Below are 17,802 nucleotides of genomic sequence, written 5' to 3'. Positions count from 1 at the left end.
TATGCCGAAACTAGTCATCGTGGAATCCCCTGCCAAGGCGAAAACCATTGGCAAGTATCTGGGCCGTGGCTATAAGGTCACAGCCAGCATGGGCCATGTGCGCGACCTGCCCGCCAGCACGCTGGGCATTGATGTCGAAAATGGCTATACACCGAAATATATCACCATCAAGGGCAAGCAGAAACTCGTCAAAGAGCTGAAGGCCGAAGCCAAAAAGTGCGACGGCGTGCTGTTGGCAACCGACCCGGACCGCGAGGGCGAGGCCATCAGCTGGCACCTGGCGAATATTCTGGGGCTGGATCCTGCCGCGCCCAACCGCGTGACCTTTGATGAAATCACCAAAAAAGGCGTCAAGGAGGGCATGGCCCACCCCCGCGCCATCAACATTGACCTGTTCAACGCCCAGCAGGCCCGGCGCGAGCTGGATCGCCTGGTGGGCTACAAGCTCAGCCCGTTTTTGTGGCGCAAGGTCCGCAAGGGCCTGTCCGCAGGCCGCGTGCAGAGTGTGGCTGTGCGCCTGATCCGCGACCGGGAAATTGAAATTGAGAATTTCAAGCCCGACGAGTATTGGAACATCGACGCGCTGCTCCACGCCCAGGGCGACAAGAGCGAGTTCACCGCCCGCCTGGCCGCCACCGCCGACGGCAAAAAGCTGACGGTGACGAACAAGGCCCAGGCCGACGGCATCCTGGCCGCGCTGGACGGCAGGGACTACACCATTACCAAAATTGAAAAAGGCAAGCGCCGCCGCCAGCCCGCACCGCCCTTTATCACCTCGACTTTGCAGCAGGACGCCAGCCGCGCCTTTGGCTTCTCGGCCACCCGCACGATGCGCGCTGCCCAGACATTGTACGAAGGCGTGGACATCGCTGGCCACGGCACTGTGGGCCTTATCACCTATATGCGTACTGACTCTCTGCGCATCGCCGCCGAGGCCCAGGCGGCGGCCAAGACCTTTATTGCGGACCGCTGGGGCGAGAATTACGTCTGCAAGACCGCCCGCAAGTGGAAGAGCCGTTCCGCCACCGCCGCCCAGGACGCCCACGAAGCCATTCGTCCGTCTATGCCGGAGCTGACGCCCGACGAGGTCGAGCAGAGCATCAGCGGCGACACCGCCAAGCTTTACCGCCTGATTTGGAGCCGCTTTATGGCAAGCCAGATGGCCGACTGCATCCAGGATACGGTGTCCGCATCCATCACGGCGGGGGATTACCTGTTCCGCGCGTCGGGCTTCCGGGTCGCGTTCGACGGCTTCACCGCGCTGTACGAGGAATCCACCGATGACACGAAGAAGAAGGAAACGGCCCTGCCCCCGCTGGAAGAGGGCCAGAAACTGGCGCTGAAAAAACTGACGGCGGACCAGAAATTCACCCAGCCGCCGCCGCTCTACACCGAGGCGACGCTCATCCATGCGCTGGAGGAAAATGGCATCGGCCGCCCGTCCACCTACGCGCCCATCATCACGACCATCGTCGACCGCGGCTATGTGGAGAAGGACCAGAAAAAGCTGAAAACCACCCCGCTGGGCCAGGCCGTCAACACGGTCATGATGGAGCAGTTCCCGAATATCGTGGACGTGAAATTCAGCGCTGACATGGAGAAAAAGCTCGACGTCGTCGAAGCCGGTCAGGCCGATTGGGTCAAGACCATCGACGATTTCTACCAGGGATTTTCCAAGAGCCTGGAACAGGCCGAGAAGAACATGGAGGGCAAGCGCATCAAGGTCGAGGATATCCCGACCGATGAGATCTGCGAAAAATGCGGCCGCCCCATGGTCATCAAATCGGGCCGGTACGGCAAGTTTGTGGCGTGCTCGGGCTTCCCCGAGTGCCGCAACGCCCACCCGCTGGTCAAGGACACCGGCGGCCTGTGCCCACTGGACGGCGGCCATATGCTGGTACGCAAGAGCGCCAAGGGCCGCGTGTACTACGGCTGCAGCAACTACCCCAAGTGCAACTATATGACCTGGGACGAGCCTGTGCCCGAAAAATGCCCCCAGTGCGGCAGCACCCTGTTTAAAAAGAAGGGCCAGCTGTACTGCGCCAAAGAGGGCTGCGGGTTTGTGAAGGCGATTGAGAAAAAATGACCGCTTTAAAGCCTCCCCGCAAAGGGGAGCCTGAGAGAGGACAAGTATGCAACTTAACATTATCGGTGCCGGCCTGGCGGGGTGCGAGGCGGCGTTGTGGCTGGCGGACCGCGGCGTGCAGGTTGACCTGTACGAGCAGAAACCCACAAAATTTTCCCCCGCGCATAAAAGCGAGGGGTTTGCGGAACTCATCTGCTCTAACTCCTTGAAAGCCGAGCGCCCGGATTCCGCATCCGGCCTGCTCAAAATCGAGATGAAGATGATGGGCAGCCACCTGTTGGACGCCGCCGAGACCGCCCGCGTGGCGGCAGGCGGTGCGCTGGCTGTCGACCGCGATGTGTTTTCCACCGCCGTGACGGAAATGGTGGAAAAGCACCCAAACATCACGATCCATCGCGAGGAAGTCACGGCTCTGGACGAGAGCGCCCCAGTGCTCGTCGCCAGCGGCCCGCTGACCGAGGGGGCGCTGGCCCAGGCCGTGGCGGCGCTGACCGGCGACCATCGGCTGAGTTTCTATGACGCCGTTGCGCCCATCGTGACCGCCGAGAGCCTGGACTATGACAAGGTCTTTGCTGCATCCCGCTATGGCCGCGGCGAGGCCGACTACCTCAACTGCCCCTTTAATAAGGAAGAGTATGAGAACTTCCACGCGGCGCTCATCGCCGCCGAGCGTGCGCCGCTCCACGACTTTGACGGAGACCTGACCGTCTACGAGGGGTGTATGCCGATTGAGGTCATGGCCGCCCGCGGCGCGGATACGATCCGCTTTGGGCCGCTGCGACCCGTCGGCCTGCGGGACCCGCGCACCGGCCACCGCCCCTGGGCCGCCGTGCAGCTGCGGGCAGAAAACACGGCCCGCACGCTCTACAACCTCGTTGGGTTCCAGACGAACTTAAAGTGGGGCGAGCAGAAGCGGGTGTTCAGCATGATCCCCGGCCTGGAACACGCCGAGTTTGTGCGCTACGGCGTCATGCACCGCAACACGTTTTTGGAAAGCCCCAAGGTGCTGACCAAGCAGCAATTCCTGGCTGACCACCCCAACGTGTTCTTTGCCGGGCAGATCACCGGCTTTGAGGGCTATATGGAGAGCGCGGCCAGCGGCCTGCTGGCGGCCCACCAGATTTTGGCCCGCTTGCAAGGAGGCGAACTGCCGCCGCCCCCGGCGGCGACGATGTGCGGCGCACTGCTCGACTACATCACGACGCCGAACAAAGACTTCCAGCCGATGGGTGCAAACATGGGCATTCTGCCCCGCACCGAGGAGATCAACGCTATCCGCGATAAGCGGGAGCGCTACATGGCGCTCTCGCAGAACGCCCAAGATGCCATGCGTGCATGGACGGAGGAATACAAATGAAAATTTTAGTGGATGCCATGGGCGGTGACAACGCCCCACTGTGTGTATTGCAGGGTGCAAGCCAGGCGGCTGCAGAGTTCGGCGACGGCATGACTCTCACGCTGCTGGGCGAGGAAAAAGCCATCCGCGACTGCGCGGCAGAAAATAAAATCGACCTTGCACCGTTTGAAATCATCAACTGCACCGAGAATATCGATATGCACGACGACCCGGTCAAGGCTGTGCGCCACAAGAAGGATTCCAGCCTTGTGAAGGGCCTGACCATGCTGAAAAACGGAGAGGGCGATGCCTTTGTCTCCGCCGGTTCCACCGGTGCGCTGCACGTCGGCACCAGCCTCATCGTGCGCACCGTCAAGGGCGTCAAGCGCCCGGCACTGGCCACCCCGATGCCCGGCGCAAAGCAGAATTTCCTGCTGCTGGACTGCGGCGCGAACGTCGAGTGCCGCCCCGAGATGCTGAATGCTTTCGGCACGATGGGCAGCGTCTACGCGGAAAAGGTCATGGGCCGCGAAACGCCGAAGGTCGCACTGGTCAACAACGGCGCTGAGGACACCAAGGGCACCCCCACCTACCGCGAGGCGCACCAGCTGCTGAAAGCGAACCCCTGTATCCATTTCGTCGGCAACATCGAGCCGCGCTACATCATGGACGGCGAGGTGGATGTCGTGGTCTGTGACGGCTTTGTCGGCAATGTGGTCTTGAAATTGACCGAGGGCGTTGCCAAAACGCTGCTGGGGATGCTGAAAAAAATCTTCCTGCAGAACCTCATCACGAAACTCAGCTACCTGGGCATCAAGGGCGGCCTGGGCGAACTCAAGCGGATGATGGACTCCGAGGAAGTCGGCGGCGCACCGCTGCTGGGCGCGGCCAAGCCGGTCATCAAGGCTCATGGTTCCAGCCACGCCAAGGGCATCAAGAACGCCATCCGCCAGGCCAAGCTCTGTGTAGCCAACGACCTGTGCGGCACGATGGAGAAGGCGCTGGGCGAGGTGGCCGCGCAGAAGAAAGAAGAAGCAGACGCTTAAAAGTAAAGCCGCCTTGTAGGGGCCGGGCATGCCCGGCCCGCAGCGTAAAAATGATAACCCCTTCATGGGACAGCAAGGCAAGGTTGAGGGCCGGGCATGCCCGGCCCCTACGACCCTACAAAAGCCGGAAAGGTGATAATTATGGCCCACAAGCCGGAAGAATTGCAGGAAGTCCTGCACTATACATTCAAAAATCCTGCGCTGCTGCGCATTGCATTGACCCACACCAGCTTTGCCAATGAGAGCAAGGTCGCTACCACCCACAACGAGCGGCTGGAATTTCTGGGCGACAGCGTGCTGTCCGTCGTCGTGGCGGACTACCTGTTCCACCAGTCCGGCCGCCCCGAGGGCGAGTTGACCCGGATGCGCGCAAGCCTTGTCAGCGAGGATGCGCTGTTCCAGTTTGCCCAGGAGATCCACCTGGGCGAGTACCTGCGCCTGGGCCACGGCGAGGATCTGGGCGGCGGCCGCAACCGGCCCAGCGTCGTGTCTGACGCGTTCGAGGCCGTCATTGCCGCACTGTATCTGGACGGCGGCATGGAGACCGCCCGCAACTTCATCCTGCCCTTCATCACCGAGGGCAAGACCGCCGAGGACGACTACAAGACCCGTTTGCAGGAGGTCGTGCAGCAGGACCCCAGCGCCGTGCTGAAATACGAAGTCACCGGCGAGACCGGCCCCGACCACGACAAGCAGTTCACCGTCTGCGTCTGGCGCAACGGCCGGCTTTTGGCCGAGGGCAAAGGCCGCAGCAAGAAAGCCGCCGAACAGCACGCCGCAAAGGTGGCGCTGGAAAAACTGCAGTAATATTGCCGTTTAATGATGCTCTGTAGGGGCCGGGCATGCCCGGCCCGCGGCATAAAAATCGCAGCCCGTTTACGGGTATACAGGGCGGGGTTGAGGGCCGGGCATGCCCGGCCCCTACGACCAGAGAGAATCGAAAGGGTACACTACTTCAATGCGCCTGAAAGAACTGGAAATCCAAGGCTTTAAGTCCTTCCCCGATAAGACGAAGATCTCGATCGGGCAGGGCATTACCGGCGTTGTCGGACCCAACGGCTCGGGCAAATCGAATATCTCCGACTCCATCCGCTGGGTGCTGGGCGAGACCAGCTCCAAACAGCTGCGCGGTTCGGGCAAGATGGAGGACGTCATCTTCGGCGGCACCCAGACCCGCGGTGCCATGGGCTATGCGTCGGTCGCACTGACCATCGACAACAGCGACCACGGCCTGGACATGGACGCCGACGAAGTCACCATCGGCCGCCGCTACTACCGGAGCGGCGAAAGTGAATACTCCATCAACGGCCAGAGCGTCCGCTTAAAGGACGTGTACGAGCTGCTGCTGGACACCGGCATTGGCCGCGACGGCTACGCCATCGTCGGCCAGGGCCGCATTGCCGAGATCGTTGGCGCAAAATCCGCAGAGCGCCGTGAAATTTTTGAGGAAGCCTCCGGCATCGCCAAATACCGCTACCGTAAAAATGAGGCCGAGCGCCGCCTGGACGCCGCCGAGGGCAACTTAGAGCGCCTGCGCGACATTTTGGGCGAACTGGAAAAGCGCGTCGGCCCGCTGAAGCGCGACAGCGAGAAGGCCCAGCAGTTTCTGGAATTGAGCGAGAAGCGCAAGAGCCTGGAAATTACGCTGTGGGTCGATGCCATCCGCCGCGCCAACGATACACTGCGCGATCAGCAGCGCAAGTACGAGGCCGCAGAGGCCGACTACGACCGTCTGAGCCGACAGCTGGACGCCTTTGATGAAAAAAACGCGGATCTGCGCGAAGAAACGCAGCAGCTCATGCTGAAAGTCGAGCAGGCCAATGCCGATATCCGCGCCATTACCGAGGCCAACGCCGGCAGCGAGAGCGAGATTGCCGTCTTGAAAAACGAGAGCGAGCACAGCCGGTTCCGCATCGACGAGGCAAATACCGAGCTGGAACGCGCGGGCCAGGGCCGGGAAAGCATTGACCGCGAGGCCGCCGACCACCGCGCCGCCATCGACGCTTTAAAGGACGGCATGGCTGCGCTGGACACCCGCGTGGCCGAGCTGCGCGAGGCCCTGCACGCGCTGGAAGTAAAGGCCGCCGCAAGCGGCGAGCGCCGCGACGTCATTGACGCCGCCATGGCCCGCCTGCAGGACACCGCCACCGCCGCCAAGGTCCGCGCCGCGTCGGCACAGTCGGCAGGGGAGGCCGCCGCCAACCGCCTGGCCGAAGCCAGGCAGCAGGCCGAGACTTTGCAGACCGACGCTGCTGCCACCGACGAGGAACGCCGCCGCGCCGAGCGCCGCTTCAAGGACGCCCAGGAGGCCGTGACCCGCAACGACAACATCAAGGCGGGCCTAAAACTCAAGCTCGACAGCCGCCGCCGCCAGCAGGCCGAAGCTGCCGACAACCTGCAAAAGGCTGACCGCGAGAAATCCGCCGCCGCCCAGCGCATCCATATTTTAGAGGATCTGGAGCGCAACATGGACGGCTACCAGCAGAGCGTCAAGGCCGTTATGCGTGCCGCAGGCGGCGGGCGTCTGCGGGGCATCGTCGGCCCGGTGGCGGGCATCATCACCGTCGAAAAAGGCTATGAGACAGCCATCGAGACGGCCCTCGGCTTTGCGCTGCAAAACATCGTGGTCGAGGATCAGGGCTGTGCACGCGCCGCCATCGGCTTTTTGAAGGACGAGCGCGCAGGCCGCGCGACGTTTCTGCCGCTGGACACCGTGCAGGGCAGCCGCTTTACAGGCCGCCTGACCGGCACGGCGGAAGTCGCCGCCGATCTCGTTAAGACAAACCCAAAATATCAGCATATCATCGACAACTTGCTGGGCCGCATCATCGTGGTCGAGGACCTGACCGAGGCCTCCGCCGTGGCGCGGAACCTCGGCTACCGCAACCGCATCGTCACGCTGGACGGCCAGGTCATCAACGCGGGCGGCTCCTTCACCGGCGGCTCCACGGCCCGCAGCGTCGGCGTGTTCAGCCGCAAACAGGAGCTGGACGAGCTGCGCACCCGGCTGAAAAAGCTGGAAGAAAAGCGCACCGAAGCCGAAAAGGAACTGGCCGCCCGCAAGGCCGAGGTAGATAACCTCAGTGCCCAGCTGGCGGGTGCCGAGGGCGAGGGCATGAACGCCGCCACCGAACACGTCCGCGCCGGGCTGGAACTGGAACGCCTGACGAAAGCCGCCGCCCAGTACGAGGAGACGGCCCGCAACATCGAAGCCGAAATTGCGAACCAGCAGGCCGCCGTAACCCAGAACGAGACGGCCCGCGCTGAGGCAGAAAAGGCCCAGGCCGACGCCGAAACCGAGATGGTCCGGTACACCGAAGAGCTGGCGGCTCTGGGTGAGAGCACTGGAAGTCTCACGGCAGAACGAGAAAAAATCACCGGCGAGCTCTCTGAAAAGCAGATGCAGCGACTGGCCGACGAGAAGGACATCAGCCTGCATGAGGCCGCTTTGGAGGGCTTGCAGAGCCGTACCGGCGAGGCCGAGGCCCGCGCCCGGGAGCTGCACGCCGCCATCGACGCGGCCAAGGCGAAAATTGAGGCGAACACCTTGAAAATCGCCGAGATGGAGCGCACCCGCGGCGAAAACCAGCAGAGGATCGCAGCGGCGGAGGAAACCATCCGTTCCGCCAATGCGGCCCGCATGGAGAAGGAAGCCGCTATCGCCAAATTGGGCCAGGACAACCGTGCCCTGACCGACGAGCGAGAGCGGATGAGCGGCGAAATGGCCCGCCTGGCCGAGCGCCGCACCGCCGCCGAGACCGAGCTGAACGACACCAACAGCAAGCTGTGGGAGGAATACCAGCTGACCGAGAGCGAAGCCCGCAGCCAGTGTGTGCCCTTCGAGAGCCTGACCGAGCTGCGCCGCAGCGTGACTGAGGTGCGCGGTAAAATTCGCGGCTTGGGCAATGTCAACGTTGGCGCGATCGAGGAATACAAAGAGGTCAAGGAGCGCTATGACTTCCTGAAAGCCCAGGTCACCGACGTGGAAAAGGCCAAGAGCGAACTGACCAAGATGATCGCCGAGCTGTGCAGCGAGATGGAAGAGCTGTTCACGACGAGCTTCAAGCAGATCAACACCCACTTCCAGCAGATTTTCCGGGAACTGTTCGGCGGCGGCCACGCGCGGCTCTACCTGTCTGACGAGGCGAACGTGCTGGAATCCGGCATCGAGATCGAGGTCTCGCCCCCGGGCAAGGTCATCAAAAACCTGTCTGCCCTTTCGGGCGGCGAGCAGGCACTGGTCGCTATATCGATCTATTTTGCCATCCTCAACGTCAACCCCGCGCCGTTCTGCTTCCTGGATGAGATCGAGGCCGCACTGGACGACGTCAACGTCGCGCGGTACGCACAATACCTGCGCCGCATGACTGACCACACCCAGTTCATCGTCATCACCCACCGCCGCGGAACAATGGAAGCCGCCGATGTTTTGTACGGCGTCACCATGCAGGAAGACGGCGTATCGAAGATTCTGCGGCTGGATCTGGATAATGTCAGTGCGGATTTGATTACCTAAGGCAACACCGCACAATTCCCGCCTTACGGCTTAAGCACCGCTTCGGCGGCTGCCGCACCTCGCTCGCCGTATCGGCACTTAGAATTGTGCGGTATTGCCCTAAAAAAAGGAGGCCGCCATGGGCTTTTTCAACTTTTTCAAACGTGATATTTCAGAAGAAGAATTTCAGGAACAGCAAAAGGTCAAGCGCGGGCTGGAAAAGACCCGCACCGGCTTTTTCCAGAACATCGTCAACACGCTGACCCACGCGCAGATCAACGACGACCTGTACGACCAGCTGGAAGAGCAGTTGATTCTGGCCGACGTCGGCCCCGCCTGCGCTGTGCGCCTGGTGGATGAGCTGCACGACGAGGTCGAGGAAAAGCACCTGAAAACCGGCCAGGAGGCGCTGGACACCCTGCGCGGCATCATCTGCCAGGAGCTGACCCCCCGCTACCCGATGGAGCTGGACGGCAAGCCCGCCGTTATTCTCGTCATCGGCGTCAACGGTGTGGGCAAGACCACGACCATCGCCAAGCTGGCTGCACTGTACAAAAAGCAGGGCCGCCGCGTGATGCTGGCTGCGGGCGATACCTTCCGCGCCGCTGCCAGCGAGCAGCTGGAACTCTGGGCTGACCGCGCCGGTGTGCCGCTGGTGCAGGCTGGCATGGGCGCGGATCCCGCCGCCGTCATCTTTGATGCGGTCAAGAGTGCGAACGCCCGCGGCTATGACATGGTCATTGCCGATACCGCAGGCCGCCTGCACAACAAAAAGGGCCTGATGGACGAGTTGTCCAAGATCTCCCGCAGCGTCAAAAAGGCCAGCCCCGAGGCCAGCCTGGAGGTGCTGCTGGTGCTGGACGCCATCACCGGCCAGAACGCCATCAGCCAGGCCGAGGAGTTCTGCAAGGCTGCCAGCGCCACCGGCGTGGTGCTGACCAAGCTGGACGGCACGCCCCGCGGCGGCTGCGCGGTTTCGGTGTGGGAGAATCTGGGCCTGCCCATCCGGTTCATCGGTGTCGGCGAGAAAATCGACGACCTGATGGAGTTTGACGCCCAGACCTTTGTGGAAAGCCTGCTGCCGGAATCGGCCCTGCAGAAAGAGGAACAGAAAGAAGAAGGGGAGGGCGAAGCATGATCGTCTGCGCCGCCAGCAACAATGCGGGCAAGCTGAAAGAGCTGCGCCGCATTTTGGAACGCATGGGGCATGAGGTCAAGAGTCTGCGGGAGCTTGGCATCACCCTGGACCCCGAGGAGACCGGCACGACGTTTGCCGAAAACGCCCGCATCAAGGCTGAGGCCTTCTGCAAGGCCAGCGGCCTGCCCACCGTGGCCGACGACTCGGGCCTTTGCACCGATGCATTGAACGGTGCGCCCGGCGTGTACAGCGCCCGCTATGCCGGGCACCACGGCGATGACGACGCCAACAACGCAAAGCTGCTGCAAGAAATGGCCGATGTGCCCGCCGAACAGCGCGGCGCAAAGTTTGTCTCGGCGGTCTGCTTTATGCTGCCCGATGGCCGCGCACTGGAAGTCGAGGGCGAGTGCCCGGGCCGCATTGCGTTCAGCCTGCAGAACGGCGATTACGGCTTTGGCTACGACCCGCTGTTCATCCCCGACGAGTACGGCGCACCCGATGGCAAGCACCCCAACGCCGAGGCCCGCAGCTATGCCCAGCTTACCCCAGACGAGAAGGACGCCATCAGCCATAGAGGCCGGGCGATGGAGAAGCTGGAAGAAAAGCTGCCCGCGTTTTTGAAGTAATGGCAGTCCGTAGGGGTCGGGCATGCCCGACCCTCAACATGAAAAATACTACCCGTTCAAGGGCAGGCAAGGCAAGGCCGAGGGCCGGGCGTGCCCGGCCCCTACCGCGATACGATATATACGATAATTATAAAGGAGAAACCCTATGTCTTTAACCAGCAAACAGCGCGCGGCTCTGCGCGGCGCAGCCAATACGATGGACCCTGTCTACCAGATCGGCAAGGGCGAGATCGACGAGACCCTGATCCAAGGGATTGCCGACTGCATCGCCGCCCGCGAACTTATCAAGGTCAAAGTCCTGGAAAACAGCGAATATGACCCCCGCCAGGCCGCCGATATCCTCTGTGAGGCCGTCGGCTGCGAGTGCGTGCAGGTCATTGGCCGCAAGTTCGTCCTGTTCAAGCAAAAGAAAAAGGAAAGCGCCTACGCCGCTGTGCTGGCAAAATGAAGATACTGCTCTACGGCGGCACCTTCGACCCGCCCCACAACGGCCATAAGAACAACCTGCGGGCTGCGCTGGAACGGGTGCGGCCCGACCGGGCCATCGTCATGCCGGCGGGCACGCCGCCCCACAAACACGCCAGCGCCACCCCGGCGGAACTGCGTTTGCAGATGTGCCAGTGCTTTAGGGCGCTGTCCCCGGCGGTGGAAGTCAGCGATTGGGAGATACGCCAGGGCGGCCGCAGCTACACCGTCCACACGCTGGAAATGCTGCGGGGCGCCAACCCCGGCGCGGAACTGTATCTTTGCGTCGGCAGCGATATGCTGCTGACGTTCGGCGAGTGGTACCGCTGGCAGGATATGTTAAAAATGGCCGCGCTGGTGGTGGAAAGCCGTACCGGCACGGACGATGCCGCCCTGCACGCCGCTGCTGCCAAGCTGGAACAGGCGGGCGGCACGGTGTTGTTTGCCCAGGCCGAAAGCTACCCCTGTGCGTCCAGCGATATCCGCAGCGGGAAGATCCCGCCGGAAAAGTGGCCGGAGGTTTTGCCGCCGGAAGTGTTGGCGGTTATCCGGAAAAACCGGCTTTACGGCAGCTTATAGCACTGTAGGGGCCGGGTATGCCCGGCCCGCAGCAAAAAAATCATAACCCGTTCAAGGGCAATAGAGGCAAGGCCGAGGGCCGGGCATACCCGGCCCCTACCGCCAAGGAGAGGGGAATATATAGCATGGATTATGACGAAGCCAGGAAGCTTGTGAAGTCCAGACTCGGCGAAAAACGCTGGACCCACACGAAGAATGTAAAAAAAATGGCAGTAAAACTTGCCAAACGCTGGGGTGCTGACCCGGAAAAGGCCGCTATGGCGGCAATTTTGCATGATTCCGCCAAGGAACTGCCTAAACAAGAATTGTTGCAGATTTTCGCCGATAATGCTATAATAGCAGAAAATGCCCCTGCACGCCCTTCGCCGGTGTGGCACGGCATAGCCGCCGCCATCCTGGCCCAGACCCAGTGGGGCATTACCGACCCGGAGATTTTGTCCGCCATCCGCTGCCATACCACCGGCAAAGCGGATATGTCCCTGCTCGATAAGATCATCTACTTGGCCGATATGACCAGCGCCGAGCGCGACTGGCCCGGCGTGGATGAACTGCGCAAACTGGAAATGCAGGACCTGGACCGGGCCCTTTGCGACGCGTTAAAACGGAGCATCGATTTTGTGGAAGAAAAGGGCGGCACGCTGGACCCTGAAAGCGTAGCCGCTTACGAGTATGCAAAAGCACAGCTAAAGTAAAAACACTCCATACAGCAGGGAGGAAAAACAATGAGCGAACCGCGTAAGCTGTATACCGCCGGCGCGACCGGAAGCTCCGAGCAGGAGCAGTACGAGGCTGCCCGCCGCCGCGCCCAGCAGCTGGCCGAACAGAACGCCCGCCGCCGCACGGTGCAGCAGCCCATGCGCACGGCCCAGGGGCGGCACATCAGCCAGCGCCCGGCGGCCCGGCCCGAGCCGGAACCGATCCGGGAACCCATACAGGAGCCGGTGCAGCAGCCTGTCCAGCAAGCCGCGCCCCAGCCTGAAGCCTCGCGTGCGCTGACCTATGCCCAGCGCCAGGCCATGGCCTACCGCGCCGCAGCCGAGCGCAAATACGGCGATACCTTGCAGTTCCAGGTGCAGCGCCCCCGCCGTACCGTGAACCGCCCGCAGGCAGCCCAGACGGCGGCCCCGCAGCAGGCACAGCAGGCCGCAAACCGCCTGTACGACCAGCCTGCGGCAGCCTCGCGGCAGCCCGCCGCTCAGCGCCCCCGCGCCCAAGTGCAGAAAATGGACCTGCGCGCCGCCCAGGGCAGCAAGCCGATGTATGACATCGAGGCCGCAGGCGGCATCCAGCTGGAAGACGCCGCACCGCGCCGCGCCAAACGCGCCGGTGCGCCCAAAACCGCCGCAGGCGGCAATGGCGGCCGCAAGCCCCCGCGTGATACCGACGACGCCCCGCGCAAGTCCAAAGGGAAAAAGTCCGGCAAAAAAGGCGGCGACGGCAAGGGCGGCAATGGCAAAAAGAAGAAAAAGATCCGCTGGTGGCAGATCCTGCTCATCACGCTGCTGGTCATTGCGCTGATCTTCGGCGGCGCGTTCGCGCTTATTATGGGATCGATCGCCCCGGCAGGCGGCAGCATCAAGCTGAATCAGCTCATCAACACGCCGAAGGAATTCCAGGGCAAGGAGCTGAACTTCCTGATGGTCGGCATCGACCGCTCGTCCCAGAAGGAGGGCGACGACCTCAATGATGCAGGCGTCGATGACGGCAACACCGATATGATCCTCTACGTCCATTTCAACAACGAGACGGGCGAGATGAAGATGCTGCAGATCCCCCGCGACACGATGGTCACGACCGACCGCAGCGTGTCGGGCAACTACCGCATCAATAACATCGCTAAGACGCAGGCCGCGGACAGCAACAGCATGAACATGGCCGCCCTGTGTGAGCAGATTTCGAATATGTACCAGCTGCCGATCGATGGCTATATGACCATCCGTCTGGAAATGCTGGTGCAGCTGGTCGATTCGTTCGGCGGCATCGAGCTGTACGTCCCGCAGGAGATGGATTATAAAGGCAGCCACCTGGATCAGGGCTACCAGACGCTGAACGGCGACGCCTGCGAGTTCCTGCTGCGCACCCGCCACATCTACAACAACGGTGACATTGGCCGCCTGAATATGCAGCGGCAGTTCTACTCGGCGCTGTTCCGCCGCCTGAAGAGCATCGGCAACATCTGGGATGTCGCCAAGCTGACCCCTGCTGTGCTGAACTATATGGAGACTAGTCTGAGCGCCTCGAAGCTTGTCAGCTTTGCGGTCAGTATGCTGAAGATCGACTCCAGCAAGATCATGATCTGCCAGATGCCCATTAAGATGGCCGAAAAGTACAACGGAGAGTCCGTTGTCTACCCGGCCCGCCAGGAGGACGCCGACCTGCTGAACCAGTATTTCCGCGAGAATACCGGCTTTGTGGATGCCAGCGAGCTGCAGCTCTGCGACGATGCGTCTGTGCTGGGCTTTGATTTGAGCGGCTACACGGCAACCGACGCGAACGTGCAGTATATGGGCCAGCTGAACCAGGAGGCCGCAGACGCCCAGCAGAACCAGAACCTGGACGGCTCGCACACGGTGGAGTATGTTGATTCCGAGTCCACCGACACCGCGGACAGCAGCAGCGATTCCGCCGAGAGCGAAAGCCAGCCCGCCGCGTAATTTACACTAGGAGTTTACACTATGGAAAGCAAAGAACTTGCCATTCGTCTGGCGCGTGCGCTGGACGCGAAGAAGGCCGTCAACGTCCATATCCTGGCTGTTGAGGACCTGACCACCGTTACCGAATATTTTGTCATTGCCACCGGTATGTCCACCACCCATGTGGGCGCCCTGGCCGATGAAGCCGAGTTCCAGCTGGACCGCGAGGGCGTCAAGGTGCTGCGCACCGAGGGCCACGACGGCAAGCGCTGGGTGCTGCTGGACTACGGCAGCGTCATCGTCCACGTCTTTACGCAGGAGGCCCACGACTACTACGACCTCGAGCACCTCTGGGCCGATGCCACAGTCGTGCCCGCAAGCGAGTGGATGCCGGGCGAAGGTGCGGACGAGCAGTAACAATGCGGAACGGCTTCCCCCTCGGGGGAAGCTGTCAGCGGCCCCGACCGCTGACTGATGAGGGGCAGACTTTCCCGCGGCAGCCTATAAATGGGCAGCGGCGGCACACGCGTCCCTCATCCGGCCCTGCGGGGCCACCTTCCCCCCAAGGGGAAGGCTTTAAGAAGGTTACGACCCATCAAAAATTTATCTGTGGGGAGAAATTTATGAAGTACGACTTTAAAACCGTTGAGGCCAAATGGCAGAAGGTGTGGGAGGACGAGGATACCTTCCACGCTGAAATCGACCATTCCAAGCCGAAGTTCTATGCTCTGGTCGAGTTCCCGTATCCTTCTGCCGCCGGTCTGCACGTCGGCCATCCGCGCAGCTACACCGCGCTAGATATCGTCGCGCGCAAAAAGCGCCAGTGCGGCTATAACGTCCTGTACCCCATGGGCTGGGACGCTTTCGGTCTGCCCACTGAAAACTACGCCCTGAAAAACCATATCAACCCCGAGATCGTCACCGCCCAGAACGTGGCCCGCTTCAAGAGCCAGCTGAAAGCCCTGGGCCTGTCCTTCGACTGGGACCGTGAAATCAACACCACCGACCCCGAGTATTATAAGTGGACGCAGTGGATCTTCATTCAGCTGTTCAAAAAGGGTCTGGCTTATAAGAAGGAAACGACCGTCAACTACTGCACCGGCTGCAAGGTCGTTCTGGCCAACGAGGAAGTTGTCAACGGCGTCTGTGAGCGCTGCGGCAGCCCCGTTGTGCAGAAGAACAAGAGCCAGTGGATGCTGAAAATCACCGCCTACGCTGACCGCCTCATCAACGACCTGGACGATGTGGATTACATCGACCGCGTCAAGACTCAGCAGCGCAACTGGATCGGCCGCAGCCACGGTGCCGAGATCAACTTTGCCACCACCGCCGGTGATACCCTGACCGTCTACACCACCCGCGCGGATACGCTGTTCGGCGCGACCTACATGGTCATCAGCCCCGAGCATGCTTTCATCAAGAAATGGGTCGATGCGGGCCTGATCAAGAACGCCGACGCTGTTGCTGCCTACCAGGAGGAAGCCGCCCGCAAGTCCGACTTCGAGCGCACCGAGCTGAATAAGGACAAGACCGGCGTCGTCATCGAGGGCGTCAAGGGCATCAACCCCGTCAACGGCAAGGAGATCCCCATCTTTATCTCCGACTATGTTCTGGCAACCTACGGCACCGGCGCCATCATGGCCGTGCCTGCCCACGACACCCGCGACTGGGAGTTTGCCAAGAAGTTCGGCCTGCCCATCATCGAGGTCGTCAAGGGCACTGTGCCCAGCGACCTCGACAAGGAGGCGTTTACCGATGTGGCCACCGGCACGCTTGTCAACTCCGACTTCCTGAACGGCCTGTCTGTTGAGGATGCCAAGAACAAGATGTACGCCTGGCTCGAGGAGAACGGCAAGGGCCACAAGCAGGTCAACTTCAAGCTGCGCGACTGGGTGTTCAGCCGCCAGCGCTACTGGGGTGAGCCTATCCCCATGGTCTACTGCGACAAGTGCGGCTGGGTGCCCCTGCCCGAGAGCGAGCTGCCCCTGCGCCTGCCCGAAATCAAGGACTTTGAGCCGGGCGAGAACGGCGAAAGCCCGCTGGCCCGCCACACCGAGTGGGTCAGCACGACCTGCCCCTGCTGCGGTGCCCCCGCCAAGCGCGAGACTGACACGATGCCCCAGTGGGCCGGCTCGAGCTGGTACTTCCTGCGCTACTGCGACCCGAAGAACCACGACGCCATTGCCAGCAAGGAGGCTTTGGAGTATTGGAGCCCGGTGGACTGGTACAATGGCGGTATGGAGCACACCACCCTGCACCTGCTGTACAGCCGTTTCTGGCATAAATTCCTGTATGATATCGGCGTGGTCCCCACCAAGGAGCCGTATCAGAAGCGTACCTCTCACGGCATGATCCTGGGCCTGAACCCCCATGCGTTTGAGAACCAGCCCGACGCCGAGCGCAAGCGCCTGCTGGCCGAGTACGGCGACGAGAAAGGCGCACGCAAGGCCCTGGTTGAGAAGTACGGCGAGATGGCCGAGCACCCGATCGTCAAGATGTCCAAGTCTCTGGGCAACGTCGTCAACCCCGACGATGTTGTCAACGAGTACGGTGCCGACACCCTGCGTCTGTATGAGATGTTCATCGGCGACTTTGAGAAGGCCGCCCCGTGGAACACCTCCTCCATCAAGGGCTGCAAGCGCTTCCTGGATAAGATCTGGTCGATGAGCGAGAAGCTCGTTCCCGGCGAGGGCGTCCGCCCCGAGCTGGAGGCCGTTGCCAACCGCACCATCAAGAAGGTCGGCGAGGACATTGACGCCCTCAAGGCCAACACGGCCATTGCCCAGCTGATGATCTATGTCAACGCGCTGAGCGATAACGGTGGTGCGACCAAGGCCGAGTACGAGCTGCTGTTGCAGCTGCTGAACCCGTTTGCCCCCCACATGACCGAGGAACTGTGGCAGCAGCTGGGCCACACCGAGCAGCTGGCCTACCACGCCTGGCCCACCTACGACGAGGCCAAGTGTGTTGAGCAGACGATTGAAATTGCCGTGCAGGTCAACGGCAAGGTCAAGGCCCGCATCAAGGTGGCCGCCGCCATCGAGAGCGCGGACGCCATTGCTGCCGCCAAGGCCGAGCCCGCCGTGGCCGAAGCCATCGCCGGCAAGACCATTGCCAAGGAAATCTACGTCAAGGGCAAGCTGGTCAATATCGCGGTCAAAGGCTGATTTATAGCATGAACCCAAGGCAGAGCGAAAGCTCTGCCTTTTTTTGTGTTGCAGAAACCATTCAGTCAGCGGCCTCGACCGCTGACTGATGAGGGGCGGCCTTGCCTTACAACCCGCTACTGGGTGGCTGCGGCACACGCGCCCCTCATCCGGCCCTGCGGGGCCAAGGCTTTAGGAACCCTGCCACATCCATTGTTTACAAACCCGCCAAACTACGCTATAATAAAAGAT

Annotated in this window: 13 protein-coding genes; all 13 read left to right on the top strand. The window is 61.8% G+C overall.

Annotated features, from left to right (window positions below; genetic code table 11):
• Window position 1 precedes the first annotated feature (1 nt).
• The 13 genes from topA to leuS all read left to right on the top strand — a co-directional run bounded on the left by topA (window position 2) and on the right by leuS (window position 17,571).
• Window positions 2-2,086, top strand: coding sequence for a type I DNA topoisomerase (gene topA / locus GPK89_RS10485; RefSeq protein WP_215692933.1), 2,085 nt, complete (start codon window positions 2-4; stop codon window positions 2,084-2,086).
• Between the two features lie 46 nt (window positions 2,087-2,132).
• The gene (gene trmFO / locus GPK89_RS10480; RefSeq protein WP_215692931.1) at window positions 2,133-3,443 is read left to right on the top strand and encodes a methylenetetrahydrofolate--tRNA-(uracil(54)-C(5))-methyltransferase (FADH(2)-oxidizing) TrmFO; all 1,311 of its coding nucleotides are present in this window, start codon (window positions 2,133-2,135) and stop codon (window positions 3,441-3,443) included.
• Window positions 3,440-4,468 carry a phosphate acyltransferase PlsX gene (gene plsX, locus GPK89_RS10475; protein ID WP_215692929.1) on the top strand — a complete coding sequence of 343 codons (1,029 nt, stop codon included), beginning with the start codon at window positions 3,440-3,442 and terminating at the stop codon, window positions 4,466-4,468. Before trmFO ends, plsX begins: the two co-directional genes overlap by 4 nt.
• A gap of 141 nt (window positions 4,469-4,609) precedes the next feature.
• Entirely contained in the window at window positions 4,610-5,275 is a 666-nt protein-coding gene (rnc, locus tag GPK89_RS10470; RefSeq protein WP_215692927.1) for a ribonuclease III, read from the top strand.
• 151 nt (window positions 5,276-5,426) lie between these two features.
• Complete coding sequence (gene smc, locus GPK89_RS10465; protein WP_215692925.1) at window positions 5,427-8,984, top strand: chromosome segregation protein SMC; 3,558 nt, start codon at window positions 5,427-5,429, stop codon at window positions 8,982-8,984.
• A gap of 118 nt (window positions 8,985-9,102) precedes the next feature.
• Window positions 9,103-10,101: a signal recognition particle-docking protein FtsY gene (gene ftsY, locus GPK89_RS10460; protein ID WP_215692923.1), complete on the top strand. Its 999-nt coding sequence runs from the start codon at window positions 9,103-9,105 to the stop codon at window positions 10,099-10,101.
• Window positions 10,098-10,727 (top strand): RdgB/HAM1 family non-canonical purine NTP pyrophosphatase, encoded by a 630-nt coding sequence (gene rdgB / locus GPK89_RS10455; RefSeq protein WP_215692921.1) that lies wholly within the window; start codon window positions 10,098-10,100, stop codon window positions 10,725-10,727. The genes ftsY and rdgB overlap by 4 nt, the downstream gene beginning before the upstream one ends.
• A 145-nt stretch (window positions 10,728-10,872) precedes the next feature.
• Window positions 10,873-11,175 (top strand): YhbY family RNA-binding protein, encoded by a 303-nt coding sequence (locus tag GPK89_RS10450; protein WP_215692919.1) that lies wholly within the window; start codon window positions 10,873-10,875, stop codon window positions 11,173-11,175.
• Window positions 11,172-11,771 (top strand): nicotinate (nicotinamide) nucleotide adenylyltransferase, encoded by a 600-nt coding sequence (gene nadD / locus GPK89_RS10445; RefSeq protein WP_215692917.1) that lies wholly within the window; start codon window positions 11,172-11,174, stop codon window positions 11,769-11,771. The genes GPK89_RS10450 and nadD overlap by 4 nt, the downstream gene beginning before the upstream one ends.
• A 125-nt stretch (window positions 11,772-11,896) precedes the next feature.
• Window positions 11,897-12,463, top strand: a complete 567-nt coding sequence (gene yqeK, locus GPK89_RS10440) for a bis(5'-nucleosyl)-tetraphosphatase (symmetrical) YqeK (RefSeq protein WP_215692915.1) — start codon at window positions 11,897-11,899, stop codon at window positions 12,461-12,463.
• A gap of 30 nt (window positions 12,464-12,493) precedes the next feature.
• On the top strand, window positions 12,494-14,425 hold the full coding sequence (locus GPK89_RS10435; RefSeq protein WP_215692913.1) for an LCP family protein: 1,932 nt from the start codon (window positions 12,494-12,496) through the stop codon (window positions 14,423-14,425).
• Between the two features lie 21 nt (window positions 14,426-14,446).
• A complete protein-coding gene (rsfS, locus tag GPK89_RS10430; RefSeq protein WP_215692911.1) occupies window positions 14,447-14,821 on the top strand; it encodes a ribosome silencing factor in 375 nt (124 codons plus the stop codon).
• Window positions 14,822-15,027: 206 nt separating this feature from the next.
• A complete protein-coding gene (gene leuS, locus GPK89_RS10425; protein ID WP_215692909.1) occupies window positions 15,028-17,571 on the top strand; it encodes a leucine--tRNA ligase in 2,544 nt (847 codons plus the stop codon).
• Window positions 17,572-17,802: the final 231 nt, after the last annotated feature.

Source organism: Gemmiger formicilis (assembly GCF_018784445.1).
GTDB lineage: Bacteria > Bacillota > Clostridia > Oscillospirales > Ruminococcaceae > Gemmiger.
The sequence above is the reverse complement of the archived record's forward strand: the minus strand, read 5'-3'. Positions and strand labels throughout refer to the sequence as shown.

Excerpts from the sequence above, each read along its gene's own strand:
- GPK89_RS10450 (WP_215692919.1), top strand. The coding sequence starts at position 10,873 with ATGTCTTTAACCAGCAAACAGCGCGCGGCTCTGCGCGGCGCAGCCAAT.
- plsX (WP_215692929.1), top strand. The coding sequence starts at position 3,440 with ATGAAAATTTTAGTGGATGCCATGGGCGGTGACAACGCCCCACTGTGT.
- nadD (WP_215692917.1), top strand. The coding sequence starts at position 11,172 with ATGAAGATACTGCTCTACGGCGGCACCTTCGACCCGCCCCACAACGGC.
- leuS (WP_215692909.1), top strand. The coding sequence starts at position 15,028 with ATGAAGTACGACTTTAAAACCGTTGAGGCCAAATGGCAGAAGGTGTGG.
- topA (WP_215692933.1), top strand. The coding sequence starts at position 2 with ATGCCGAAACTAGTCATCGTGGAATCCCCTGCCAAGGCGAAAACCATT.
- smc (WP_215692925.1), top strand. The coding sequence starts at position 5,427 with ATGCGCCTGAAAGAACTGGAAATCCAAGGCTTTAAGTCCTTCCCCGAT.
- GPK89_RS10435 (WP_215692913.1), top strand. The coding sequence starts at position 12,494 with ATGAGCGAACCGCGTAAGCTGTATACCGCCGGCGCGACCGGAAGCTCC.
- ftsY (WP_215692923.1), top strand. The coding sequence starts at position 9,103 with ATGGGCTTTTTCAACTTTTTCAAACGTGATATTTCAGAAGAAGAATTT.
- trmFO (WP_215692931.1), top strand. The coding sequence starts at position 2,133 with ATGCAACTTAACATTATCGGTGCCGGCCTGGCGGGGTGCGAGGCGGCG.
- rdgB (WP_215692921.1), top strand. The coding sequence starts at position 10,098 with ATGATCGTCTGCGCCGCCAGCAACAATGCGGGCAAGCTGAAAGAGCTG.
- rnc (WP_215692927.1), top strand. The coding sequence starts at position 4,610 with ATGGCCCACAAGCCGGAAGAATTGCAGGAAGTCCTGCACTATACATTC.
- rsfS (WP_215692911.1), top strand. The coding sequence starts at position 14,447 with ATGGAAAGCAAAGAACTTGCCATTCGTCTGGCGCGTGCGCTGGACGCG.
- yqeK (WP_215692915.1), top strand. The coding sequence starts at position 11,897 with ATGGATTATGACGAAGCCAGGAAGCTTGTGAAGTCCAGACTCGGCGAA.